Origin of the sequence: Microcella sp. (genome assembly GCF_046296455.1) — a bacterium.
GTDB lineage: Bacteria > Actinomycetota > Actinomycetes > Actinomycetales > Microbacteriaceae > Microcella.
Genome location: NZ_JBKBLF010000019.1, coordinates 17,402 through 39,925, shown reverse-complemented (window position 1 = coordinate 39,925; position 22,524 = coordinate 17,402). Strand labels below are relative to the sequence as shown.

At 69.1% G+C, this 22,524-nt stretch carries 34 protein-coding genes; 1 reads left to right on the top strand and 33 read right to left on the bottom strand.

Annotated elements, in window-relative coordinates:
• On the top strand, window positions 1-1,390 hold a 1,390-nt coding region (locus ACK4HH_RS10440), incomplete at its 5' end, for an acyltransferase family protein (RefSeq protein WP_409651421.1).
• Between the two features lie 16 nt (window positions 1,391-1,406).
• Here ACK4HH_RS10440 and ACK4HH_RS10435 read toward each other — a convergent pair.
• The 33 genes from ACK4HH_RS10435 to hutU form a co-directional block, all read right to left on the bottom strand.
• The gene (locus ACK4HH_RS10435; protein WP_409651418.1) at window positions 1,407-2,435 is read right to left on the bottom strand and encodes a GNAT family N-acetyltransferase; all 1,029 of its coding nucleotides are present in this window, start codon (window positions 2,433-2,435) and stop codon (window positions 1,407-1,409) included.
• Window positions 2,436-2,501: 66 nt separating this feature from the next.
• The gene (rplQ, locus tag ACK4HH_RS10430) at window positions 2,502-3,077 is read right to left on the bottom strand and encodes a 50S ribosomal protein L17 (RefSeq protein WP_409651415.1); all 576 of its coding nucleotides are present in this window, start codon (window positions 3,075-3,077) and stop codon (window positions 2,502-2,504) included.
• A 54-nt stretch (window positions 3,078-3,131) separates the two neighbouring features.
• Window positions 3,132-4,121 (bottom strand): DNA-directed RNA polymerase subunit alpha, encoded by a 990-nt coding sequence (locus ACK4HH_RS10425; protein WP_255158231.1) that lies wholly within the window; start codon window positions 4,119-4,121, stop codon window positions 3,132-3,134.
• Window positions 4,122-4,311: 190 nt separating this feature from the next.
• A complete protein-coding gene (rpsK, locus tag ACK4HH_RS10420; RefSeq protein ID WP_047561544.1) occupies window positions 4,312-4,710 on the bottom strand; it encodes a 30S ribosomal protein S11 in 399 nt (132 codons plus the stop codon).
• Between the two features lie 47 nt (window positions 4,711-4,757).
• Window positions 4,758-5,132 carry a 30S ribosomal protein S13 gene (gene rpsM / locus ACK4HH_RS10415; protein ID WP_255158229.1) on the bottom strand — a complete coding sequence of 125 codons (375 nt, stop codon included), beginning with the start codon at window positions 5,130-5,132 and terminating at the stop codon, window positions 4,758-4,760.
• 137 nt (window positions 5,133-5,269) lie between these two features.
• Entirely contained in the window at window positions 5,270-5,383 is a 114-nt protein-coding gene (gene rpmJ, locus ACK4HH_RS10410) for a 50S ribosomal protein L36 (protein WP_047561540.1), read from the bottom strand.
• 71 nt (window positions 5,384-5,454) lie between these two features.
• The gene (gene infA / locus ACK4HH_RS10405) at window positions 5,455-5,676 is read right to left on the bottom strand and encodes a translation initiation factor IF-1 (RefSeq protein ID WP_038295605.1); all 222 of its coding nucleotides are present in this window, start codon (window positions 5,674-5,676) and stop codon (window positions 5,455-5,457) included.
• A 191-nt stretch (window positions 5,677-5,867) separates the two neighbouring features.
• Window positions 5,868-6,458 carry an adenylate kinase gene (locus ACK4HH_RS10400; RefSeq protein ID WP_409651411.1) on the bottom strand — a complete coding sequence of 197 codons (591 nt, stop codon included), beginning with the start codon at window positions 6,456-6,458 and terminating at the stop codon, window positions 5,868-5,870.
• Window positions 6,455-7,780 carry a preprotein translocase subunit SecY gene (secY, locus tag ACK4HH_RS10395; RefSeq protein ID WP_409651408.1) on the bottom strand — a complete coding sequence of 442 codons (1,326 nt, stop codon included), beginning with the start codon at window positions 7,778-7,780 and terminating at the stop codon, window positions 6,455-6,457. Before secY ends, ACK4HH_RS10400 begins: the two co-directional genes overlap by 4 nt.
• 113 nt (window positions 7,781-7,893) lie before the next feature.
• Window positions 7,894-8,658, bottom strand: a complete 765-nt coding sequence (gene rplO / locus ACK4HH_RS10390; RefSeq protein ID WP_409651406.1) for a 50S ribosomal protein L15 — start codon at window positions 8,656-8,658, stop codon at window positions 7,894-7,896.
• A complete protein-coding gene (gene rpmD / locus ACK4HH_RS10385) occupies window positions 8,658-8,843 on the bottom strand; it encodes a 50S ribosomal protein L30 (RefSeq protein WP_047561535.1) in 186 nt (61 codons plus the stop codon). The genes rplO and rpmD overlap by 1 nt, the downstream gene beginning before the upstream one ends.
• Window positions 8,843-9,535 carry a 30S ribosomal protein S5 gene (gene rpsE / locus ACK4HH_RS10380; RefSeq protein ID WP_409651426.1) on the bottom strand — a complete coding sequence of 231 codons (693 nt, stop codon included), beginning with the start codon at window positions 9,533-9,535 and terminating at the stop codon, window positions 8,843-8,845. The genes rpmD and rpsE overlap by 1 nt, the downstream gene beginning before the upstream one ends.
• An 11-nt stretch (window positions 9,536-9,546) precedes the next feature.
• Window positions 9,547-9,918, bottom strand: coding sequence for a 50S ribosomal protein L18 (gene rplR, locus ACK4HH_RS10375; protein ID WP_409651403.1), 372 nt, complete (start codon window positions 9,916-9,918; stop codon window positions 9,547-9,549).
• Window positions 9,919-9,920: 2 nt separating this feature from the next.
• Complete coding sequence (rplF, locus tag ACK4HH_RS10370) at window positions 9,921-10,457, bottom strand: 50S ribosomal protein L6 (RefSeq protein ID WP_255158218.1); 537 nt, start codon at window positions 10,455-10,457, stop codon at window positions 9,921-9,923.
• Window positions 10,458-10,463: 6 nt separating this feature from the next.
• A complete protein-coding gene (gene rpsH, locus ACK4HH_RS10365; RefSeq protein ID WP_255158216.1) occupies window positions 10,464-10,862 on the bottom strand; it encodes a 30S ribosomal protein S8 in 399 nt (132 codons plus the stop codon).
• A gap of 88 nt (window positions 10,863-10,950) precedes the next feature.
• Window positions 10,951-11,556: a 50S ribosomal protein L5 gene (gene rplE / locus ACK4HH_RS10360; protein ID WP_409651399.1), complete on the bottom strand. Its 606-nt coding sequence runs from the start codon at window positions 11,554-11,556 to the stop codon at window positions 10,951-10,953.
• A complete protein-coding gene (rplX, locus tag ACK4HH_RS10355; RefSeq protein ID WP_255158213.1) occupies window positions 11,556-11,915 on the bottom strand; it encodes a 50S ribosomal protein L24 in 360 nt (119 codons plus the stop codon). The genes rplE and rplX overlap by 1 nt, the downstream gene beginning before the upstream one ends.
• Before the next feature lie 2 nt (window positions 11,916-11,917).
• The gene (gene rplN, locus ACK4HH_RS10350; RefSeq protein WP_255158211.1) at window positions 11,918-12,286 is read right to left on the bottom strand and encodes a 50S ribosomal protein L14; all 369 of its coding nucleotides are present in this window, start codon (window positions 12,284-12,286) and stop codon (window positions 11,918-11,920) included.
• Window positions 12,287-12,318: 32 nt separating this feature from the next.
• Window positions 12,319-12,639 (bottom strand): 30S ribosomal protein S17, encoded by a 321-nt coding sequence (gene rpsQ, locus ACK4HH_RS10345; RefSeq protein ID WP_409651395.1) that lies wholly within the window; start codon window positions 12,637-12,639, stop codon window positions 12,319-12,321.
• The gene (gene rpmC / locus ACK4HH_RS10340) at window positions 12,639-12,974 is read right to left on the bottom strand and encodes a 50S ribosomal protein L29 (RefSeq protein WP_409651393.1); all 336 of its coding nucleotides are present in this window, start codon (window positions 12,972-12,974) and stop codon (window positions 12,639-12,641) included. Before rpmC ends, rpsQ begins: the two co-directional genes overlap by 1 nt.
• A complete protein-coding gene (gene rplP, locus ACK4HH_RS10335; RefSeq protein ID WP_153982787.1) occupies window positions 12,974-13,393 on the bottom strand; it encodes a 50S ribosomal protein L16 in 420 nt (139 codons plus the stop codon). Before rplP ends, rpmC begins: the two co-directional genes overlap by 1 nt.
• A gap of 5 nt (window positions 13,394-13,398) precedes the next feature.
• On the bottom strand, window positions 13,399-14,172 hold the full coding sequence (gene rpsC / locus ACK4HH_RS10330; RefSeq protein WP_255158205.1) for a 30S ribosomal protein S3: 774 nt from the start codon (window positions 14,170-14,172) through the stop codon (window positions 13,399-13,401).
• Between the two features lie 2 nt (window positions 14,173-14,174).
• Window positions 14,175-14,576 carry a 50S ribosomal protein L22 gene (gene rplV / locus ACK4HH_RS10325; RefSeq protein ID WP_255158203.1) on the bottom strand — a complete coding sequence of 134 codons (402 nt, stop codon included), beginning with the start codon at window positions 14,574-14,576 and terminating at the stop codon, window positions 14,175-14,177.
• 27 nt (window positions 14,577-14,603) lie between these two features.
• Window positions 14,604-14,885 (bottom strand): 30S ribosomal protein S19, encoded by a 282-nt coding sequence (gene rpsS / locus ACK4HH_RS10320; protein WP_153982784.1) that lies wholly within the window; start codon window positions 14,883-14,885, stop codon window positions 14,604-14,606.
• 15 nt (window positions 14,886-14,900) lie between these two features.
• Window positions 14,901-15,737, bottom strand: a complete 837-nt coding sequence (gene rplB / locus ACK4HH_RS10315) for a 50S ribosomal protein L2 (RefSeq protein ID WP_255158201.1) — start codon at window positions 15,735-15,737, stop codon at window positions 14,901-14,903.
• Window positions 15,738-15,757: 20 nt separating this feature from the next.
• Window positions 15,758-16,069 (bottom strand): 50S ribosomal protein L23, encoded by a 312-nt coding sequence (gene rplW / locus ACK4HH_RS10310; protein WP_255158198.1) that lies wholly within the window; start codon window positions 16,067-16,069, stop codon window positions 15,758-15,760.
• Window positions 16,066-16,713, bottom strand: coding sequence for a 50S ribosomal protein L4 (rplD, locus tag ACK4HH_RS10305; protein ID WP_255158196.1), 648 nt, complete (start codon window positions 16,711-16,713; stop codon window positions 16,066-16,068). Before rplD ends, rplW begins: the two co-directional genes overlap by 4 nt.
• A gap of 5 nt (window positions 16,714-16,718) precedes the next feature.
• Window positions 16,719-17,369, bottom strand: a complete 651-nt coding sequence (rplC, locus tag ACK4HH_RS10300; protein ID WP_409651387.1) for a 50S ribosomal protein L3 — start codon at window positions 17,367-17,369, stop codon at window positions 16,719-16,721.
• Window positions 17,370-17,380: 11 nt separating this feature from the next.
• The gene (gene rpsJ / locus ACK4HH_RS10295; protein WP_047561503.1) at window positions 17,381-17,689 is read right to left on the bottom strand and encodes a 30S ribosomal protein S10; all 309 of its coding nucleotides are present in this window, start codon (window positions 17,687-17,689) and stop codon (window positions 17,381-17,383) included.
• 423 nt (window positions 17,690-18,112) lie between these two features.
• Entirely contained in the window at window positions 18,113-18,592 is a 480-nt protein-coding gene (locus tag ACK4HH_RS10290) for a hypothetical protein (protein WP_409651382.1), read from the bottom strand.
• A gap of 52 nt (window positions 18,593-18,644) precedes the next feature.
• The gene (gene hutI, locus ACK4HH_RS10285; RefSeq protein ID WP_409651380.1) at window positions 18,645-19,835 is read right to left on the bottom strand and encodes an imidazolonepropionase; all 1,191 of its coding nucleotides are present in this window, start codon (window positions 19,833-19,835) and stop codon (window positions 18,645-18,647) included.
• Complete coding sequence (locus tag ACK4HH_RS10280; protein ID WP_409651378.1) at window positions 19,832-20,833, bottom strand: arginase family protein; 1,002 nt, start codon at window positions 20,831-20,833, stop codon at window positions 19,832-19,834. Before ACK4HH_RS10280 ends, hutI begins: the two co-directional genes overlap by 4 nt.
• Window positions 20,833-22,521, bottom strand: a complete 1,689-nt coding sequence (gene hutU, locus ACK4HH_RS10275; protein ID WP_409651375.1) for a urocanate hydratase — start codon at window positions 22,519-22,521, stop codon at window positions 20,833-20,835. Before hutU ends, ACK4HH_RS10280 begins: the two co-directional genes overlap by 1 nt.
• Between the last annotated feature and the right edge of the window lie 3 nt (window positions 22,522-22,524).

The window sequence follows — 22,524 nt, the reverse complement described above, 5'->3', positions numbered from 1 at the left end:
CCGCGCGGGGCGGGGCCGGCGCGTCGCGCGCCCGGTGGCTCGCGCGGGGGGCGGGGCCGGGGGGCGCGCGCGGGGCGCGGGGGCCCCGGCCCTCGACCCGGCTCCCGCCTCGGCGGCGTACCTCTCGACACTGACGCACGGCTTCGGCCTGCTGCTCGGCGCCGCCCTCGCACTCGGCACCGACCCGCTGCGGCGGCAGCAACCCGCTCGGGCCGCCCCGCCCTGGGCGGCCGATCTCGGGGCGGTGCTCGCCGCGAGCGGCCTCGTCGTGCTCGCGATGGTGCTGACGATCGACGGCGCCGCCGCATACCGGGGCGGCCTCGTGTCGGCGACGCTGCTGACGGCCGCGCTCATCGCCTGCCTCGCGCATCCGGCCGGGCGCGCGTCGTCATGGCTGGATGCCCCGCTCCCCCGCTGGCTCGGCGAACGGTCGTACGGGCTCTACCTGTGGCACTGGCCCGTGCTCATCCTGCTCGGCGCCGCCCTGCCCGCCGTCGACCGCGTCGGAGCGTCGAGCTGGCTCCTGGGCCTCTCCGCGCTCGCGATCTCGCTCGTGCTCGCCGCGCTGAGCCACCGCTTCGTCGAGCAGCCCGTGCGCTCGGGGCGCGCTGCGGCGGCGCTGCGCGGCGAACGGGGCTGGTCGCGATCGCGCCGGGCGGTGCTCGCCAGCGGCTCTGCGCTCGCGCTCGCGGGTCTCGTCGCGGGCGGCGCTCTCGCGGTCGTGCGGGCCCCCGCGCAGTCCGAGGCCGCGGCGCTCATCGCGGCGGGGCAGGCCGCCCTCGAGGCCGGAGCCGCCGCTGTTCCGGTGCGCATCCCGCTGCAGGATCGCGCGCCTGCCGTCTCCGGCGGCGCCCCCCTGCCGGCCGGTGACCAGATCGTCGCGATCGGCGACTCGGTCATGCTCGCCGCAGCGCCGCAGTTGCAGTCCCGGTTCCCGGGCATCGCGATCGACGCGGCGGTCTCGCGGCAGATGCATCAGGCGCCCGCCCGGCTGCAGCGCCTCGCCGATCGGGGGGCGCTGCGCCCCTACGTCGTCGTTGGCCTCGGCACGAACGGCGCGATCGACACCGCGACGCTGCGCGAGATCCGCGCCATCATCGGGCCCGACCGCGCGCTCGTGCTCGTGAGCGCACAGGCACCGAGGGGCTGGATCCCCACCGTCAACGCCCGCCTGTCCGCCTATGCGCAGGACTACCGGCAGGTCGTGCTGGCCGATTGGCGCTCGGCGATCGTGCCGCGGCTCGAGCTGCTCGCGCGCGATCAGGTGCACCCGGGATCGGCGGGCGGCCGCATCTACGCGCGCACGGTCGAGAGCGCGCTGCAGTACCTCGTCGACCTGCCCGACCCGGTCGACTACGACGCCAACCCCGAACTGCAGCGGCCTCGCTGAGCGCGGCCGGCTCGGGCTAGTAGACGACCCGGTACGAGACGTCGCGCGCCGTCGGTGCGAAGCCCAGCCTCGTGTAGACACCCAGGGCGCCGGTCGGGTTGTCGGCGTCGACGTCGAGCACAGCCCGTTCGAGATCGGCTTCACGGTAGGCCTCGAGAACCTCGCCGAGCAGCGCGCTCGCGAGGCCGCGGCCGCGGCAGTCGCGCACAGTACCGACGAGCCCGATGTAGCCCGAGCGCGAGCCCTGGCGCTCCCAGTCGTCTTCGTTCACCTCGGTGATCACGAATCCGACGACCTCGTCGCCGACGAGCGCGACGCGGCTGAGGTCGGCACGAAAGCTCGGCAGGTGCTGCATCGACTCCCAGCCCTCGCGCGACGCCGGCTGGCTGCCCCAGTGGTCGGCGAACGCAGCGTTCTTGGCCGCGCGGACGCGCTCGCTCATCGTGGTGTCGAACGCAACAACCGCCACGCCCTCGGGAACAGGTGGCGCAGCAGCCGCCTCGGCGAGGTCGACCTCGAGGGTGGTGAAGTACCGCGCGGGCTCGAACCCTGCCCGCAGCAGCAGTCGGCCGTGCTCGGGGGCGCGGTCGGCCGCGTAGCTGAGCACCCAGGCCGGCATCGCGAGGTCGGAGTTCGCGAGCATCGCGCGTGCACGCTCGTGCTGCCAGGCGAGCAAGCGGCGCCCGATCCCGCGTCCGCGGAGCGCGGCGTCGACACCGCCGAACAGGATGACCCGCACGAGCGACTCGGGGTCTGGCGGCGCCACCGCGAGCCCCCACGCGACCGCGGTTCCGTCGGCGTCGAGCGCGAGCATCCCATCGCGACCGGGATCGACCCACGAGTGGCCCAGCTCGTCTCGGATCTCGTCGAGCGACTCGCTCCAGGTCGGGTGGTCGCGTGCGCTGATGCGCTCGGCGAGCTCGGTCACGATCTCGGCGTCATCGACCGAGAGCGGCCGCCAGTGGATGCCCGCCGGGCCGACGGGGATCGGGATCGCAGCAGGGGCGGTCACGCGATCGCGCAGCGGCCTGAGGTCGTCGGTCACGCCAGACAGCGTACGGCCCCCGCTCTGAGTGAGCGGGGGCCGTAACGCGATCGTGATGCCTCGGGACTACTTGGCCTCGTCGTCGGCCGGAGCCTCGTCAGCGGCGGGCGCCTCGTCGGCGACCTCGGCCTCGGTGGACTCGGCCTCGACCGCGACCTCCTCGACACTCTCGTCGGCGGCGACCTCGTCGACCGGGGCCTCGTCGACCGGGGCCTCCTCGACCGGAGCGGCAGCCGGAGCGGCCGCAGCGGCCGACTTCTTCGCGCTCTTCGGCTTCGGGTTCACGGGCTCGAGTACGAGCTCGATGACGGCCATGGGGGCGTTGTCACCCTTGCGGTACCCGACCTTCGTGATGCGGGTGTAGCCGCCCTCACGCTCGGCCATGAGCGGCGCGATCTCGGTGAAGAGCTCGTGCACGGCGCTCTTGTCGCGGATGATCGTCATCACCCGGCGGCGGGCGTGCAGGTCGCCGCGCTTGGCGAACGTGATGAGGCGCTCGGCGAGCGGACGCAGGCGCTTGGCCTTGGTCTCGGTCGTCGTGATGCGCTTATGCGTGAAGAGCGCCGTCGCGAGGTTGGCGAGAAGCAGGCGCTCGTGGGCGGGACCGCCGCCGAGGCGGGGGCCCTTCGTGGGCTGAGGCATGGTGTGTGTTCTTTCGTATCAGTGACGGGAGGGGGAGCGAGGCGCGGGCGCGGCCTAGCTCTCCTCGTCGTCGTAGCCGCCGTAGAAGTGAGCGCCGTCGAACCCGGGAACCGCGTCCTTGAGCGAGAGGCCCATCTCGACGAGCTTGTCTTTGACCTCGTCGACCGACTTCTGGCCGAAGTTGCGGATGTTCATGAGCTGGGTCTCTGAGAGCGCCACGAGCTCGCTCACGGTGTTGATGCCTTCGCGCTTGAGGCAGTTGTAGCTGCGCACCGACAGGTCGAGATCCTCGATCGGCATCGAGAGCTCGGTCGAGAGCACGGCGTCGACCGGCGCGGGGCCGATCTCGATGCCCTCGGCCTGCGTGTTGAGCTCGCGGGCGAGACCGAACAGCTCGACGAGCGTGCGGCCGGCCGACGCGATGGCGTCGCGCGGCGTGATCGCGGGCTTCGACTCGACGTCGACGACCAGGCGGTCGAAGTCGGTGCGCTCACCGGCACGAGTCGCCTCGACGCGGTAGGTCACCTTGAGCACGGGCGAGTAGATCGAGTCGACGGGGATCTGGCCGGCCTCGCTGAACTCGCTGCGGTTCTGCGTCGCGCTGACGTAGCCACGGCCGCGCTCGATCGTCAGCTCGAGCTCGAACTTGGCGCTGTCGTTGAGCGTCGCGATGACGAGCTCGGGGTTGTGGATCTCGACGCCGGCCGGAGCCGAGATGTCGGCGGCCGTGACCTCACCCGCGCCCTGCTTGCGCAGGTAGGCGGTGATCGGCTCGTCGTGCTCGCTCGAGACCACGAGGTTCTTCACGTTGAGGATGATCTCGGTGACATCCTCTTTCACCCCCGCGATGGTGCTGAACTCGTGCAGCACGCCATCGATGCGGATACTCGTGACCGCGGCACCCGGGATCGACGAGAGCAGCGTGCGGCGCAGCGAGTTGCCGAGGGTGTAGCCGAAGCCGGGCTCGAGCGGCTCGATGATGAAGCGCGAGCGGAACTCGGAGACGTTCTCCTCGGTCAGCGTGGGACGTTGTGCGATGAGCACTGTTGATTCCTTTCGGCAAAGTGTCCGCCATATGACACTTGTGGCGCGACGAGTGGCTGGCTCGTCGAGTGTGTTGAGTTGTTCACAGCAGATAGTGCGAGGTCGTGCGCCGGAACCGCCGGCCGGGACGGCCGTCGGGACCGGCGTCGCGGTGAGGCCCAGAAATGGGCCTCACTCTGAGCTCCAGCGTCTAGACGCGGCGACGCTTGGGCGGGCGGCAGCCGTTGTGCGCCTGAGGCGTCACATCGCTGATCGAACCCACCTCGAGGCCAGCGGCCTGCAGCGAGCGGATCGCCGTCTCGCGACCTGAGCCGGGGCCCTTGACGAAGACGTCGACCTTCTTCATGCCGTGCTCCTGCGCCTGACGGGCAGCGGACTCGGCGGCAAGCTGGGCGGCGAAGGGCGTCGACTTGCGCGAGCCCTTGAAGCCGACCTGGCCCGACGAGGCCCAGCTGATGACCGCGCCGCTCGGGTCGGTGATCGACACGATCGTGTTGTTGAAGGTGGACTTGATGTGAGCCTGGCCGACGGCGATGCTCTTCTTCTCTTTACGGCGGGGCTTGCGCGCGGCCGACTTGGGTGCTGCCATGGTCTTCTCCTAAACCTGTGGATTGCGCGGGTCGCGGCGGGGCCGGACTAGCGCGCCTTCTTCTTGCCGGCGACGGTGCGCTTCGGGCCCTTGCGGGTGCGCGCATTGGTCTTGGTGCGCTGGCCGCGCACGGGCAGGCCGCGGCGGTGGCGGATGCCCTCGTACGAGCCGATCTCGACCTTGCGGCGGATGTCGGCGGCGACCTCGCGACGAAGGTCGCCCTCGACCTTGTAGGCGCCTTCGATGTGGTCGCGCAGAGCGACGAGCTGGTCGTCGGTCAGATCCTTCACGCGCACGTTCGGGTCGATGCCCGTGGCGGCGAGGGTCTCGGTCGAACGCGTGCGTCCGACTCCGTAGATGTAGGTGAGGGCGATCTCCACGCGCTTATCGCGCGGGATGTCCACTCCGGCAAGACGGGCCATGATGGCTCCTTCAGGTGGGTGAGAGGTGTGGAGCAGTACCGGTGCCCGGGCCTCCCGCCCGGGGTGTCCTCCGCTCGCGCGGATTCTGGTGCTGCCTGGTATTCGTATTCAGTTGTGAGTCGGTGGAAGCGTGAGCCTTAGCCCTGGCGTTGCTTGTGCCGGGGGTTCTCGCAGATGACCATCACGTTGCCGTGGCGGCGGATCACCTTGCACTTGTCGCAGATGGGCTTGACGCTGGGGTTGACCTTCATGGTGGGTTCTTTCTCTCGCTGGCCTCGTGCGCCGGGTGGATCCCCGGGCCGTTCCTTATCCGGCGAAACGGTTACTTGTAGCGGTAGACGATGCGGCCGCGGGTCAGGTCGTACGGGCTCAGCTCGACGATCACCTTGTCCTCGGGGAGGATGCGGATGTAGTGCTGACGCATCTTGCCCGAGATGTGGGCGAGCACCTTGTGGCCGTTGGTCAGCTCGACGCGGAACATCGCGTTGGGCAGCGCTTCGACCACCGAGCCTTCGATCTCGATGACACCGTCTTTTTTGGCCATTGCCTCTTCGTCGCTAAAAGTGTGGTTTCTACCGGTCGTGCGGATGACGCGGCGCTGCCGTGGTGACCCCCTCTGCACGGCGGGGTCTGAGCAGACACGCCGAAGGCGTGCCAAAAGCACCAAAGGTCAAGCTTAGGTGATAGTGCCGCCTCGGGGCAAGTCGAGGCGGAGGGCGAAGCCCCGCTGGGGGATCACGCGGTGAACAGGATGCCGCGCGCCGCGAGCGCCGACTCGATGCGCTCGGTCACCTCGGCAATCTCGCCGATGCCGTCGACCTTCGCGAGCAGCCCGCGCTCGGCGTAGACCCCGATGAGCGGAGCCGTCTGCTGCGCGTAGACCTCGAGCCGGTGTCGCACCACGGCCTCGTCGTCATCGGCGCGCCCCTGGTCGAGCGCGCGCTTCTTCAGCCGCTCGACGACGACGTCGGGCTCGGCGACGAGCTCGACCACAGCGTCCATCGAGGCGCCGTGCTCGGCGAGGAACTCGTCGAGAGCACGCACCTGGTCGATCGTGCGCGGGTAGCCATCGAGCAGGAACCCGCCAGCGGCGTCGGGCTGCGAGAGTCGATCGCGCACGAGGTCGTTCGTGAGGCTGTCGGGGACGTTGTCGCCCGCATCCATGAACGCCTTCGCCTTGAGGCCCAGCTCGGTCTCGTTGCGTAGGTGCATGCGGAAGATGTCGCCGGTCGAGATCGCCGGAACACCCAGGGCGTCGGAGAGGCGGGTCGCCTGCGTGCCCTTGCCCGCGCCGGGCGGGCCGATCAGCAGCAGACGAGCGCTCATCGCAGCAGGCCCTCGTAGTGACGCTGCTGCAGCTGCGCGTCGATCTGCTTCACGGTCTCGAGGCCGACGCCCACGATGATCAGAATGCTCGCACCGCCGAACGGGAAGTTCTGGTTCGCGCCGACCGCCGCGAAGGCGATGAGCGGGATAAGCGCGATGAGACCGAGGTAGAGCGACCCGGGCAGGGTGACGCGCGTGAGCACGTAGTCGAGGTACTCGGCCGTCGGGCGCCCGGCGCGGATGCCGGGGATGAAGCCGCCGTACTTCTTCATGTTGTCGGCGACCTCTTCGGGGTTGAAGGTGATCGCGACGTAGAAGTACGTGAAGCCGACGATGAGCAGGAAGTAGACGACCATGTAGATCGGGTTGTCGCCCGAGACCAGGTTGTTCTGAATCCACACGACCCACTCGGGCGCGGTCTCGCCGGCCGCGGGCTGGTTGAACTGCGCGATGAGCGCCGGCAGGTACAGCAGCGACGAGGCGAAGATGACGGGCACGACGCCGGCCATGTTGACCTTGATGGGGATGTAGGTGTTGTTGCCCCCGTAGGTGCGGCGGCCGACCATGCGCTTGGCGTACTGCACGGGGATGCGGCGCTGCGACTGCTCGACGAAGACCACGGCAGCCATGACGAGCAGGCCGAGGGCGAGCACGAGCAGGAAGATCTCGAAGCCCTGCGAGACCGCGATGGCCCACAGCGCCGAGGGGAATGTCGCAGCGATCGAGACGAAGATCAGCAACGACATGCCGTTGCCGATACCGCGCTCGGTCACGAGTTCGCCGAACCACATGATGAGGCCCGTGCCGGCCGTCATGGTGATGACCATGAGCAGGATGGCGTACCAGGCGTCGTTGGTAATGAGCTGCGTACACGCAGGCTCACCGCTCGTGGTCGGGAACAGTGCCCCGGCACGCGCGACCGTGATGAGCGTGGTCGACTGCAGCACGGCGAGAGCGATCGTCATGTAGCGGGTGTACTGCGTGAGCTTGGCCTGACCCGCCTGGCCCTCTTTGTGCAGGGTGTCGAAGTGCGGGATGACGACGCGCAGCAGCTGCGTGATGATCGACGCGGTGATGTACGGCATGATGCCGAGCGCGAAGATCGACAGCTGCAGCAGGGCGCCGCCGCTGAAGAGGTTGACGAGCTGGTAGAGACCCGTGGCGCCCTGGTTGCCCGCGAGGCAGATCTGCACGTTCTGGAAGTCGACGAACGGCGCGGGAATGAACGATCCCAGACGGAAGACAGCGACGACACCGAGGGTGAAGCCGATCTTCCGGCGCAGGTCGGGCGTGCGGAAGATCCGCCCGATAGCTCTGAACACGAGACCTCCCGTAGAAAAACTATGAGCATCCGCCCGCCCGGCGGCGAGAGGATGCTGTGGCCCGAGTGGGCCGGAACCGCAAGTGGGGGTGGCCCCGGAGGGCCACCCGTCACCTACTGGATCGAACCGCCGGCAGCGACGATCTTCTGCTCGGCAGAGCGCGAGACCTTGTCGACGGTCACATTGAGCTTAACCGCAATGTCGCCGTCGCCGAGAACCTTGACCTTCTCGTTCTTGCGCACAGCGCCCTTCGCGACGAGATCGGCGATCGTGACATCGCCGCCCTTCGGGTAGAGCTCGGCGAGCGCGGCGAGGTTGACGACCTGGTACTCGACCCGGAACGGGTTCGTGAAGCCGCGCAGCTTGGGCGCGCGCATCACCGAGTTGAGGTTGCCGCCCTCGAATCCGGGCTTGACCTGGTAGCGGGCCTTGGTTCCCTTGGTTCCACGACCGGCCGTCTTGCCCTTCGAGCCCTCACCGCGTCCGACGCGCGTGCGGTCCTTCTTCGAGCCGGCAGCAGGGCGCAGGTGGTGCACCTTGAGCACCTGCGGACGCGCGACGTCGGCCGAAGCGGCCTTCTTCGCGGGCGCCTTGGCAGGGGCCTTCTCGGCGGCGGCCTTCGCGGGAGCCTTCTCGGCAGCGGGCTTGGCGGCAGACTTCTCCGCAGCGGGCTTCGCGGCGGCCTTCGCAGGAGCCTTCTCCGCAGCCGGCTTCGCGGCAGCCTTGGCAGGAGCCTTCTCAGCAGCGGGCTTCGCCGCGGCCTTGGCGGGAGCCTTGGCAGCAGCGGCCTTCGCGGGAGCCTTCTCGGCAGCCGGCTTCGCCGTCGTGGACTTCGTGGCCGGAGCCTTCGCGGCGCCGTCCTTCTTCTCTTCAGCCATTAGTCAATCTCCTCGACCGTCACGAGGTGAGCAACCGTGCGCACGTAGCCGCGGTTGGCCGGGGTGTCTTCACGCACGACGACATCGCCGATGCGCTTGAGACCGAGGCTCCGCAGCGTGTCGCGCTGGTTCTGCTTCTCGCTGATGACGGACTTGATCTGGGTCACCTTCAGCTGCGCGGCCATCAGGCACCGCCCTTTCCGGCTGCGGCCTCGGCCGCGAGGGCCTCGGCACGCACGAGGCGCGCGGGAGCGACATCCTCGAACTCGAGTCCACGACGGGCGGCAACGGCGCGCGGCTCTTCGAGCTGCTTGAGCGCGGCCACCGTCGCGTGGACGATGTTGATGGTGTTCGACGAGCCGAGCGACTTGCTCAGCACGTCGTGGATGCCGGCGCACTCGAGCACGGCGCGAACCGGACCACCGGCGATAACACCGGTACCGGCGGCGGCGGGGCGCAGCAGCACCACACCTGCGGCGGCCTCACCCTGCACGGGGTGCGGGATCGTCGCGGCGACGCGGGGAACGCGGAAGAAGTTCTTCTTCGCCTCCTCGACGCCCTTCGAGATCGCCGTCGGCACCTCACGGGCCTTGCCGTAGCCGACACCGACCATGCCGTTGCCGTCGCCGACGACCACGAGGGCGGTGAAGCTGAAGCGGCGTCCGCCCTTCACGACCTTCGACACGCGGTTGATCGTGACGACGCGCTCGAGGAAGGGGCTCTTCTCGGTCTCGCGCTGTCCGCGATCGCGGTTGGGGCTGCGCTCGCGGCCGCCACGACGAGCCTCGCGGGGCTCGGTGGTCGCATCCGACGACGCAGCGGTCTCCACGGGGGCCTCTGCCGCCACGGTCTGCTCCTTCGCGGTGTTGTTCACCATCTCAGTCTCGCTCACAGGTCCAGTCCAGCCTCTCGAGCGCCATCGGCGATCGCCGCGACGCGGCCCGCGTAGCGGTTGCCGCCGCGGTCGAACACCACGGCCTCGACGCCGGCCTTCTTCGCACGCTCGGCGACGAGCTCGCCGACCTTGCGCGCCTTGGCCGTCTTGTCGCCCTCGAAGCCGCGCAGGTCGCCCTCCATGGTCGAGGCGCTGGCCACGGTGTGGCCCTTGGTGTCGTCGACGATCTGCACGAAGACGTGCCGAGCCGATCGGGTGACGACGAGACGCGGACGCTCGCTCGTGCCCGTGATGCGCTTGCGCAGACGCGCGTGGCGACGGCCCTTGGCCGCTGTCTTGCTCTTGCCTCTGGTTCCGAGACCCATGACTACTTCCCAGCCTTTCCGGCCTTGCGGCGCACGACTTCGCCGGCGTACCGCACACCCTTGCCCTTGTACGGCTCCGGCTTGCGGATCTTGCGAATGTTGGCCGCGACCTCGCCGACGGCCTGCTTGTCGATGCCGCTGACGGTGAGCTTGTTGTTTCCTTCGACCGTGAAGGTGATACCCGCGGGCGGGTTCACGGTGACGGGGTGCGAGAAGCCGAGCGCGAACTCGACGCCCTCGCCCTTGGCCTGCACGCGGTAACCGGTACCGACGACCTCGAGGCCCTTGGAGTAGCCCTGGGTGACGCCGATGATCTGGTTCGCGATGAGCGTGCGGGTGAGCCCGTGCAGCGAGCGCGAGGCGCGCTCGTCGTCGGGGCGGGTGACGACGACCTGGTTGTCTTCGATGGCGACCTCGATGGGGCTCGCGACGGTGAGCGAGAGCTCACCCTTGGGGCCCTTGACCGAGACGGCCTGGCCGTCGATCTTGACCTCGACACCGCCAGGGATGTCGATGGGCATGCGTCCGATACGTGACATGGCGGGTTACCACACGTAGGCGAGGACTTCCCCACCCACGCCCTTCTTCATCGCCTCGCGGTCGGTGAGCAGACCCGAGGAAGTCGACAGGATCGCGACGCCGAGGCCACCGAGCACGGTGGGGATCTCGGTCGACTTCGCGTAGACGCGCAGACCCGGCTTCGAGACGCGCTTGATGCCGGCGATCGACCGCTCGCGGTTCGGGCCGTACTTGAGCGAGAGGGTGAGCGTCGTGCCGACGCGGGCGTCGGAGACGGCCCAGTCGGCGATGTAGCCCTCGCGCTTGAGGATCTCGGCGATGTGCGTCTTCAGCTTCGAGCTGGGCAGCGACACCTCGTCGTGGAACGCCGAGTTGGCGTTCCGCAGTCTGGTCAGCAGGTCTGCGACCGGATCTGTCATCGTCATGATGAGTTGTTCCTGTTCTCGTCCGGTTTCGACACCCGGGACACCGGGGCCGACCTGGCCGATCGTGGTCCGAAGACCGGGTGGAGTGTTACTGGGGGGTGTCGCTCGAGCGGAAGGGGAAGCCGAGCGCGCGCAGCAGGGCGCGACCCTCGTCATCCGTCTTCGCGGTCGTGACGACCGTGATGTCGAAGCCGCGAACGCGGTCGATCTTGTCCTGGTCGATCTCGTGGAACACGCTCTGCTCCTGAAGACCGAAGGTGTAGTTGCCGTTGCCGTCGAACTGCGTGGCGCTGAGGCCGCGGAAGTCGCGGATACGGGGCAGGGCGAGAGTGATCAGGCGGTCCATGAACTCCCACGCGCGGTCGCCGCGCAGCGTGACGTGCGCGCCGATCGGCATGCCCTCACGCAGCTTGAACTGGGCGATCGACTTGCGGGCCTTCGTGACCTGCGGCTTCTGCCCGGTGATCGCCGTGAGGTCCTTGATGGCCCCGTCGATGACCTTCGAGTCGCGAGCGGCCTCGCCGACACCCGTGTTGACCACGATCTTGACGAGACCGGGAACCTGGTGCGGGTTGGTGTACCCGAACTCCTCGGTCAGCGCCTTCGTGATCTCGGCACGGTACTTCTGCTTGAGGCGCGGCTGGACCTTGTTCGCCAAGGCGGCGCCAGCCGGCGCGGCAGTTTCTGTGGACATTAGAGCTTCTCACCTGACTTCTTGGCGTACCGCACGCGGACGGTCTTCTTGACGCCGTTCTTCTCGACGGTCTCCTCGCGGAAACCCACGCGGGTCGGCTTCTTGGTCTTGGGGTCGACGAGCGCCACATTCGAGATGTGGATCGGCGCTTCCTGGGTCTCGATGCCACCCGTCTTGGTGCCGCGCTGCGTCTGGCCGACGCGCACGTGCTTGGTGACGTAGTTGACGCCCTCGACGATCACGCGGTTCTTCTCCGCGATGACCTCGATGACGCGACCCTGCTTGCCGCGGTCGCCGCCGCGATCTTCGGTCGCGCCGCTGATCACCTGGACGAGGTCGCCCTTCTTGATCTTGGCCATGGTTACAGCACCTCCGGGGCGAGCGAGACGATCTTCATGAACTTCTTGTCGCGCAGCTCGCGCCCGACCGGTCCGAAGATGCGGGTTCCGCGAGGGTCGCCGTCGGCCTTGAGGATGACGGCGGCGTTCTCGTCGAACTTGATGTACGAGCCGTCGGGACGACGGGTCTGCTTGACGGTGCGCACGATGACGGCCTTGACGACGTCGCCCTTCTTGACGTTGCCGCCCGGGATCGCGTCTTTCACGGTCGCCACGATGATGTCACCGAGGCCCGCGTAACGACGGCCGGAGCCGCCGAGCACGCGGATCGTCAAGAGCTCTTTGGCGCCGGTGTTGTCGGCGACCTTGACTCTGGATTCCTGCTGAAGCATTTCTTACTCCTAGTGGTCAAGCAGGCGACGGCCTACTTGGCCTTCTCGAGGATCTCGACGAGGCGCCAGCGCTTCGTAGCGGACAGGGGTCGGGTCTCGGAGATGAGCACCAGGTCGCCGATGCCGGCGCTGTTCTGCTCGTCGTGCGCCTTGACCTTCGAGGTGCGGCGGATGACCTTGCCGTACAGCGGGTGCTTCACGCGGTCTTCGACCTCGACGACGATGGTCTTCTGCATCTTGTCGCTCGTCACGTAACCGCGGCGCACCTTGCGGTACCCGCGAGCGGCCTCGTCGCGAACGTCGTGCGCAGCCGACTCGTGGCCGGCAGCGGCCTTCTTCTCGGTCGTCGCCATCAGTTCTTCTCCTCAGTCTTCTCGGCCTCGGCCTCGGCGGCCTCGGCCGGAGCCTCGGTCTTCGCCTTCGCAGCCTTCTTCGCCGGCTTCTCGACGACCTCGACCGGAGCCGGGGTCGCGCGCAGGCCGAGCTCGCGCTCGCGGATGATCGTGTAGATGCGCGCGATGTCGCGCTTCACCGCACGCAGCCGGCCGTGGCTTTCGAGCTGACCGGTCGCGGCCTGGAAGCGCAGGTTGAACAGCTCTTCCTTGGCCTTCTTGAGCTCGTCGACGAGTCGCTCGTCTTCGAAGGTGTCGAGCTCGGCAGGTGCCAGCTCCTTGGATCCGATCGCCATTACGCGTCGCCTCCCTCGCGCTTGATGATGCGTGCCTTGAGGGGCAGCTTGTGGATGGCACGGGTCATGGCCTCACGAGCGAGCTGCTCGTTGACACCGGCGACCTCGAAGAGGACGCGACCCGGCTTGACGTTGGCGACCCACCACTCGGGCGAGCCCTTACCCGAGCCCATGCGGGTCTCGGCGGGCTTCTTGGTGAGCGGACGGTCGGGGTAGATGTTGATCCAGACCTTGCCACCACGCTTGATGTGACGCGTCATGGCGATACGGGCCGACTCGATCTGACGGTTCGTGACGTACGCAGGCGTGAGGGCCTGGATGCCGAACTCGCCGAACGTGACCTCGGTGCCACCGGTCGCGTGCCCACTCCGCTTGGGGTGGTGCTGCTTGCGGTACTTGACCTTGCGGGGAATCAGCATTGTTCCTAGCCTTCCGCTCCGGCCGCGACGGGAGCCGCAGCGGTGGCCGGGCGGCCGCCGTCACGACGAGGACCGCGGTCCGAGTCACGACGCTCGGGGCGCGACGACTTCTGGGTCGCCTGCTCGCGAGCGAGTTCCTTGTTGGTGATGTCGCCCTTGTAGATCCAGACCTTCACGCCGATGCGGCCAAAGGTGGTCTTGGCCTCGTAGAAGCCGTAGTCGATGTTCGCGCGCAGGGTGTGCAGGGGCACACGGCCTTCGCGGTAGAACTCCGACCGGCTCATCTCGGCGCCGCCGAGACGACCCGACACCTGGATGCGGACACCCTTGGCGCCGGCGCGCTGCGCGCCCTGCAAGCCCTTGCGCATCGCGCGGCGGAACGCCACACGGGCGCTCAGCTGCTCAGCGATGCCCTGGGCCACGAGCTGGGCCTCGGCCTCGGGGTTCTTGACCTCGAGGATGTTGAGCTGGATCTGCTTGGCCGTGAGCTTCTCGAGGTCGGCGCGGATGCGCTCGGCCTCGGCGCCGCGGCGGCCGATGACGATGCCAGGGCGAGCCGTGTGGATGTCGACGCGGACGCGGTCGCGGGTGCGCTCGATCTCGATGCGCGCAACGCCGGCCCGGTCGAGGCTCGTGGTGAGCATCCGGCGGATCTTGACGTCTTCAGCCACATAGTCGGCGTAGCGCTGACCGGGCTTGGTGCTGTCAGAGAACCAGCGCGACACGTGGTCGGTCGTGATTCCGAGACGGAAACCGTAGGGGTTGACTTTCTGACCCATGACTACTTGCTCGCCTTCTTCTTGCCGGTGCTCGAGCCCGCGGCGACCAGCTCGTCCGGCGTGGCGAGCACGACGGTGATGTGGCTGGTGCGCTTGTTGATGCGGAACGCGCGACCCTGCGCACGCGGCTGGAAACGCTTGAGGGTCGTTCCCTCATCGACGAACGCGCGGGACACGTAGAGGTCCTGCTCGTCGAGGAAGGTGTTCGCTGCATCCGCCTTGACGCGCGCGTTGGCGATGGCCGCAGCGACGAGCTTGTAGACGGGCTCGCTCGCACCCTGGGGCGCGAACTTCAGGATGGCCAGGGCCTCGAGGGCCTGCTTGCCGCGGATCAGGTCGACGACGCGACGAGCCTTCTGAGGCGTCACGCGGATGTGTCGCACGCGGGCGATCGACTCCACCATGTCTGTACTCCTCTTCACGCCGCCGGGTTACCGGCGACGACCCTTCTTGTCGTCCTTCTCGTGGCCGCGGAAGGTGCGGGTCGGCGCGAACTCGCCGAGCTTGTGGCCGACCATGGTCTCGGTCACGAACACGGGGATGTGCTTGCGGCCGTCGTGCACGGCGATAGTGTGCCCGAGCATGGCGGGCACGATCATCGACCGGCGCGACCAGGTCTTGATGACGTTCTTGGTGCTGGCCTCGTTCTGGGCGAACACCTTGCGGAGCAGGTGGTCGTCAACGAACGGACCCTTCTTGAGACTGCGAGGCATAGTTGTCGACTCCTACTAGCGCTTCTTGCCAACGGTGCGGCGGCGGACGATGAGCTTGTCGCTCGCTTTCTTGCGATCGCGCGTGCGGCCTTCCGACTGGCCCCACGGGCTGACCGGGTGACGACCACCACTGGTCTTGCCCTCGCCACCACCGTGCGGGTGGTCGATCGGGTTCATCGCGACACCGCGCACGGTCGGGCGAACGCCCTTCCAGCGCATGCGGCCGGCCTTGCCCCAGTTGATGTTCGACTGCTCGGCGTTGCCGACCTCGCCGACGGTCGCGCGGCAGCGCGCGTCGACGTTGCGGATCTCGCCCGAGGGCAGACGCAGCTGGGCGTAGGGGCCGTCCTTGGCGACGAGCCGCACCGACGCACCGGCCGAGCGCGCCATCTTCGCGCCGCCACCGGGACGAAGCTCGATGGCGTGGATGACCGTACCGACGGGGATGTTGCGCAGCGGCAGGTTGTTGCCGGGCTTGATGTCGGCCGAGGGACCCGACTCGACGATGTCGCCCTGCGACAGCTTGTTGGGCGCCAGGATGTAGCGCTTGGTGCCGTCGACGAAGTGCAGCAGCGCGATGCGCGCGGTGCGGTTGGGGTCGTACTCGATGTGCGCGACCTTGGCGTTGACGCCGTCTTTGTCATTGCGACGGAAGTCGATGACGCGGTACTGGCGCTTGTGGCCACCGCCGATGTGGCGGGTGGTGATGCGCCCCGAGTTGTTGCGGCCACCGGTCTTGGGCAGCGGCTTGAGCAGCGACTTCTCGGGGGTCGAGCGCGTGATCTCTGTGAAGTCGGAGACCGACGAGCCGCGACGACCCGGAGTCGTGGGCTTGTACTTGCGAATAGCCATTGTCGTTGTCCTTTTCGCGCCTAGCCGACGGCCGTGAAGATGTCGATGGAGCCCGACTTCAGCGTGACGATGGCGCGCTTGGTGTCTTTGCGCTTGCCGGTGCCGAAGCGGGTGCGGCGGGTCTTGCCCGTGCGGTTGAGCGTGTTGATCGAGGCGACCTTGACGTTGAAGATCTTCTCGATCGCGAGCTTGATCTCGGTCTTGTTCGCGCGCGGGTCGACGAGGAAGGTGTACTTGCCGTCGTCGATGAGCGCGTAGCTCTTCTCGCTGACGACCGGCGCGATGATGATGTCGCGCGGGTCTTTGTTCTGGGCGACTGCGTGGATGCTCATGCGCCGACCTCTTCCTTGTTCGTCTTCGAGCTGACGAAGGTCTCGTACGCGGCCTTCGTGAACACGATGTCGTCGCTCACCAGCACGTCGTACGCGTTGAGCTGGTCGGGGCTGATCACGTGCAGGTTCTTGAGGTTGCGCACGCTCTTGAGGTTGACCTCGTCGTCGCGCTCGATCACGACGAGCACGTTGCGGCCCGTCGTGAGCTGCGCGAGCACGGCGGCCGCGGCCTTCGTCGAGGGCACGTCAGAGCCGAACGACTCGACGATGTGCAGGCGCTCGCCCCGGGCGCGGTCGCTGAGCGCACCCAGGAGGGCGGCGGCGATCATCTTCTTGGGGGTGCGCTGCGCGTAGTTGCGGGGCGTCGGGCCGTGCACGATGCCACCGCCGCGGTGCTCGGGGGCGCGGACGGAGCCCTGACGGCTGCGGCCGGTGCCCTTCTGCTTGAAGGGCTTGACGCCCGAGCCCGAGACCTCGCCGCGACCCTTGGTCGAGTGAGTGCCCTGGCGGGCGGCTGCGAGCTGGGCCACGACGACCTGGTGCAGCAGCGGAACGTTGGTCTGAACGTCGAAGACGGCGGCGGGCAGGTCGACCGAACCGGTCTTCTTGCCGGCGGCGTCGATCACGTCGAGCGAGGTAGCCATGGCGATTACGCTCCCTTCACGGCGTTGCGGACGAAAACGAGACGGCCGCGAGCACCGGGAACCGCGCCCTTGACGAGCAGCAGACCCTTCTCGAGGTCGACGGAGTGAACCTTGAGGTTCATGACGGTCACGCGGTCGCCGCCCATGCGGCCCGCCATGCGCATGCCCTTGAAGACACGGCTGGGGGTCGACGAGGCGCCGATCGAGCCCGGCTTGCGGTGGTTGCGGTGCGAACCGTGCGAGGCCGAGACGCCCTTGAAGTTGTGGCGCTTCATGACACCGGCGAAGCCCTTGCCCTTGCTCGTGCCGACGACGTCGACCAGCTGGCCGGCCTCGAAGATGTCGACCGCGAGCAGCTGGCCGGGCGTGTACTCGGCGGCGTCGGCCGTGCGCACCTCGGTGAGGTGACGGCGCGGCGTCGAGCCGGCCTTCTCGAAGTGGCCGGTGAGCGGCTTGGTGACCTTGCGCGGGTCGATGGCACCGTAGGCGATCTGCACGGCGGCGTAGCCGTCGACCTCGGGGGTGCGCACCTGCGTCACCACATTGGGGGCGATCTCTACCACGGTGACGGGAACGAGCTTGTTGTTCTCGTCCCACACCTGCGTCATGCCGAGCTTCGTGCCCAGCAGACCCTTGGTCGTCTTGGTTGCAGACATGTCCGGGTTCCTTAGAGCTTGATCTCGATGTTGACGTCGGCGGGCAGGTCGAGGCGCATGAGCGAGTCGACCGCCTTCGGCGTCGGATCGATGATGTCGATGAGACGCTTGTGCGTGCGCTTCTCGAAGTGCTCGCGGCTGTCTTTGTACTTGTGGGGCGACCGGATGACGGCGATGACGTTCTTCTCCGTCGGCAGCGGCACGGGGCCCACGACCGTGGCGCCGGCACGGGTGACCGTGTCGACGATCTTGCGCGCCGATGCGTCGAGACCTGCGTGGTCGTACGACTTAAGTCGGATGCGGATCTTCTGTCCCGCCATGCTCAACTCTCTTCCTTCTTGGACGTGATGCACCCGTCAGGGCGCACCTCACGCGGAGCGCAATCGCTGTCGCACCACTGTTCTTCTGTCAAACGACCGCACGTGATCACTCAGTGCACGACCGCATGCCACCGACCCCCGCGCTCGGGCGTGTCGCCCCGATGAGGCGGCGCGCACGCGCAGGCACAGGGAAACCCCTGTGCCGGTGGTTGTCGGTTCAAGCTGTGTTCTGCTGCCTGCGGCCTAGGCTCATCGCCACTCGCGATCGATTGCTCGATACGGGGCTCGTCCTATGCACTGCCTGGCAGTGAGCCGCGCGAAAGCACGGCGTGTGGAACTAGAAGAGTCTGCCACACGCCACACGGCCCTGCAACCCGGGCGTGTCGCGCAGGGCGCGACACGCCGCAGAAGGGCGAAACTCGTCTATTCGGGGGCGGAAACCGGTGCGGCAGCGGGGTCGGCGACCGTCTTCGGCCGCAGGATCACGAGCTCGACGAGCAGCACCGCCACCGTGCCCGCGATGGCGAGAACGATGCCCGCACCGGCGGCGATCGCGACGACGAGCATGCCCCAGCCGCCGCCCTGCCCGCCGTCGGTCGCGACCGTCAGCACCGTGAGAAGGCCGATGTTGATGGCGAGCGCAACGAGCAGCGAGACGAGATGTGCGGCGATGCGCCACGCCGCACGGCGCCGGCGTAGCACGATCGCGCCGATGATGACGAGCAGCGTCCAGACCGCGAGCGCGATGCCGAGCAGGCCGAAGAGCACCCGCGGGGTCTGGTCGACGAGCGTGCCGACCGGGTCTGCCGAGTCGGTGAGCGCCAGCACACCGAGCACGAGCCACGCGAGGGCGATCGTGATGCCGATGATGAGCACGATCTCGAGCACGATGCGACGGGTCATCATCGACCTTTCTGCGGGCGGGGCAGGGGTGCGGTAGAGCGGTGCCGCGAGCCTACTGCGCCACCTCGCCCGCGACGAGCACCTGCCGCACCAGGGGCACGCCGGGCTGGTACGCCAGAAAGCGGTGATCGGGGGCATCCAGGATGACCGCATCGCCCCGCGCGCCCACCCCCAGGTGCCCGGCATCGGTGCGCCGCAGCGCCCGCGCTCCCCCGCGGGTCGCGGCGGCGAGCGCCTCGAGCGGAGTCATGCCGAGCTCGCGCACAGCGAGCGCCACGGCCAAGGGCATGCTCGTCGAGAAGTTCGACCCCGGGTTGCCGTCGCTCGCGAGCGCGACGGCGACGCCCGCGTCGAGCAGGCGGCGGGCATCCGGGTACGGCTGGCGTGTCGCGAACTCGACGAGCGGCAGCAGGGTCGCGACGGTGGCGGGCGGGCCGCCGGCGGCGTCGGCGCGCGCGCTCGCGGCGAGCAGGTCGACGTCGGCGCCGGTGAGGAAGGTGCCGTGGTCGACGCTCGCGGCGCCGAGTTCGACGGCGAGGGCGGCTCCGCCGTCGGGCTCGAGCTGCCCGGCGTGCACGCGCGGCGTGAGCCCCGCATCCCGCCCCGCGGTGAGGATGCGCCGCGCCTCGTCGACCGTGAACGCGCCCGAGTCGATGAAGACGTCGATGAAGCGTGCGTGCGGGGCACAGGCGGCGAGCATGTCGCCGCACACGAGGTCGACGTAGGCGTCGCGATCGTCGGCGTATTCGCCCGGCACGACGTGGGCGCCGAGGAAGGTGGTCTCAGGGCTCACCTCGCGCGCAAGGCGCAGCGAACGCTGCTCGTCGGCGACCGTGAGGCCGTAGCCGCTCTTGATCTCGAGCGTCGTCGTGCCCTGCGCGCGCGCCTGGGCGACGAGGTGCCGCAGTCGCGCGCGCAACGCGTCGTCGGTCGCCGCGCGCGTGGCCGCGACCGTCGTTCTGATGCCGCCGGCCGTGTACGAGCGGCCGGCCATGCGCGCCTCGAACTCGTCGACGCGGTCACCCGCGAAGACGAGGTGGCTGTGGCTGTCGACGAAGCCCGGGATGACCGCGGCGCCGTCTGCGTCGATGCGGGTGTCGGCGGCGGGGGCGTGCGCGGCATCGCCCACCCATGCGACGCGGCCGTCGTCGATGACCAGCGCGGCGTGCGAGCGCATCGGGCGCTCGGGCTCTGCCGGGTCGAGCGTGACGAGCTGGCCGATGTTCGAGATGAGGGTGCTCATGCCGGGCCTCCCGCTGCCGCACTCGTCGGCCCCGGTCGGCTCGCGAGCCCCGCGAGCGCCTCGAGCACGCACAGCGCCGCGAGACGCACCGTGCGCTGATCGGCAGAGTCGCGGGCGGCGTCGAGCTCGGTCAGGTCGATGCTCGTCACCGCCGGATGCGCGCCCGCGAGCCGCGCGGCGGTGCGCAGCTCGAGCGCGCTCAGGCCGCCGGGTACGCTCGCGGGGCAGCCCGGCGCGACGCTGCGGTCGCACACGTCGAGGTCGAGGTCGACGTGCACGGGGCCGCCCGCCGACGCCGCACGGTCGAGCGCCGCGGTCATCGCGACCGCGATCGGGGTGCTCAGCAGCTCGGCGCGTGTCACGACGGTGATGCCGTGCGCGCGGGCCCGGGCCGTGTACTCCCGGGAGTTCGCGAGCGGCTCGATGCCGAGCTGGCTCACCCGCGACCCCGCCAGGCCCGCCTCGAGCAGCCGGCGCACCGGCGAGCCGTTGCTGGTGCCGTCGCGCAGGTCGTGGTGGGCATCCAGCGTCACGAGACCCGCGGTGCCGATGTGGTCGCCCCATGCCCCGAGCGCGGCCGGCACGGTCGCCGCGTTGTCACCGCCGAGCACGATGACGAGGGATGCGGTGCTCGCGAGTTCGGCGACGCGCGCGATCGCGGCCACCTCACCCTCGCCGTCGGGCTCGGGCACATCGCCGGCATCGAGCACGATCAGCGGCCGTGTAGCCGCGTTATCGATCGCTCCCGTAGTGGGTTCGTCTGCTAAGTCGTCGGCAACGAGGGACCGATGGGCGGGGGAAGTGCGCAGGAGGGCGTCGGCGGAGTAGGAGCGGAGGGCATCCCGGATCGCCGCGGGTGTCGTGTGCGCCTGGCCCGGCGAGAGCGAGGTGCGCCAGGTCGGGATGCCCACGATCACGGCATCGGCGCGCGAGCCCGGCGCCCAGGTCGGCCAGTCGCCCGCCCGAGGCCACAGCGGATCGTGCGCGAGGGCGGCCATCAGTGCTCGCGCATCGGGATGCGCACGCCGAGCTCGTCGACGATCCGCTCGCCCTCGGTGTAGCCCGCATCGATGTGGCGGATGACGCCCATGCCGGGGTCGTTGGTCAGCACGCGCTGCACCTTCTGGCCGGCGAGCGCCGTGCCGTCGGCGACGACGACCTGGCCGGCGTGGATGGAGCGGCCGATGCCGACTCCCCCGCCGTGGTGAATCGACACCCAGGTCGCGCCCGACGCCGTGTTGACGAGGGCGTTGAGCAGCGGCCAGTCGGCGATCGCGTCGGAGCCGTCTTTCATGGCCTCGGTCTCACGGTAGGGGCTCGCGACCGACCCCGAGTCGAGGTGGTCGCGGCCGATCGCGACCGGGGCGCTGAGCTCGCCGCTCGCGACCATGTCGTTGAAGCGCTCGCCAGCTGTGTCGCGCTCGCCGTAGCCGAGCCAGCAGATGCGCGCGGGCAGCCCCTGGTAATGCACGCGCTCTTGCGCCATCGGAATCCAGCGCTGCAGGCTCACGTTCTCGGGGAACATCTCGAGCACGGCGCGGTCGGTCGCGGCGATGTCGGCGGGGTCGCCGCTGAGCGCTGCCCAGCGGAACGGGCCCTTGCCCTGCGCGAAGAGCGGGCGGATGTACGCGGGCACGAAGCCGGGGAACGAGAACGCGTCGGCGTACCCGGCCGCGCGAGCCTCGGTGCGGATGTTGTTGCCGTAGTCGAAGACCTCAGCGCCCGCCCGCTGGAACCCGACCATGGCCTCGACCTGCAACGCCATCGACGCCCGAGCCGCCGCGGCGAAGCCGATCGGGTCGCGCTCGCGCGCGGCGTGCCACTCGTCGACCGCGTGCTCGACGGGCAGGTAGGCGAGCGGATCGTGCGCGCTCGTCTGGTCGGTGACGATGTCGATCGGGGCGCCCATGGCTAGCAGGCGCGGGAACACCTCGGCCGCGTTGCCGAGCACCCCGATCGAGAGCCCGCGCCGGGCATCCCGTGCCTCGATGGCGAGCGACAGCGCGTGCTCGAGCGAGTCGGCCTGCACGTCGAGATAGCGGTGCTCGACGCGACGGGAGATGCGGCTAGGGTCGACGTCGACGCAGATCGCGACGCCGTCGTTCATCGTGACGGCGAGCGGCTGCGCGCCGCCCATGCCGCCGAGGCCGCCCGTGAGGGTGATGGTGCCGGCGAGGGTTCCCCCGAACTTCTGCGTAGCGACCGCGGCGAAGGTCTCGAAGGTGCCCTGCAGAATGCCCTGCGTGCCGATGTAGATCCACGAACCGGCCGTCATCTGGCCGTACATCGTGAGGCCGAGCGCCTCGAGGCGCCGGAACTCGTCCCAGTTCGCCCAGTCGCCCACGAGGTTCGAGTTGGCGATGAGCACGCGCGGCGCCCACTCGTGCGTCTGCATGACGCCGACGGGGCGACCCGACTGCACGAGCATCGTCTCGTCGCCCTTGAGGGTGGCGAGCGTGCGGGTCAGCGCGTCGAAGCTCGCCCAGTCGCGCGCGGCCTTGCCCGTGCCGCCGTAGACGACGAGCTCGTCGGGGTGCTCGGCCACCTCGGGGTCGAGGTTGTTCTGCAGCATGCGCAGGGCGCCCTCCTGCTGCCAGCCGAGCGTGTGCAGCTGGGTTCCGCGGTGGGCGCGAACGGGGCGGGCTCCGGATGCTGCGCTCACGCTTGTCGCGTCGGTGAGGGTCATGGC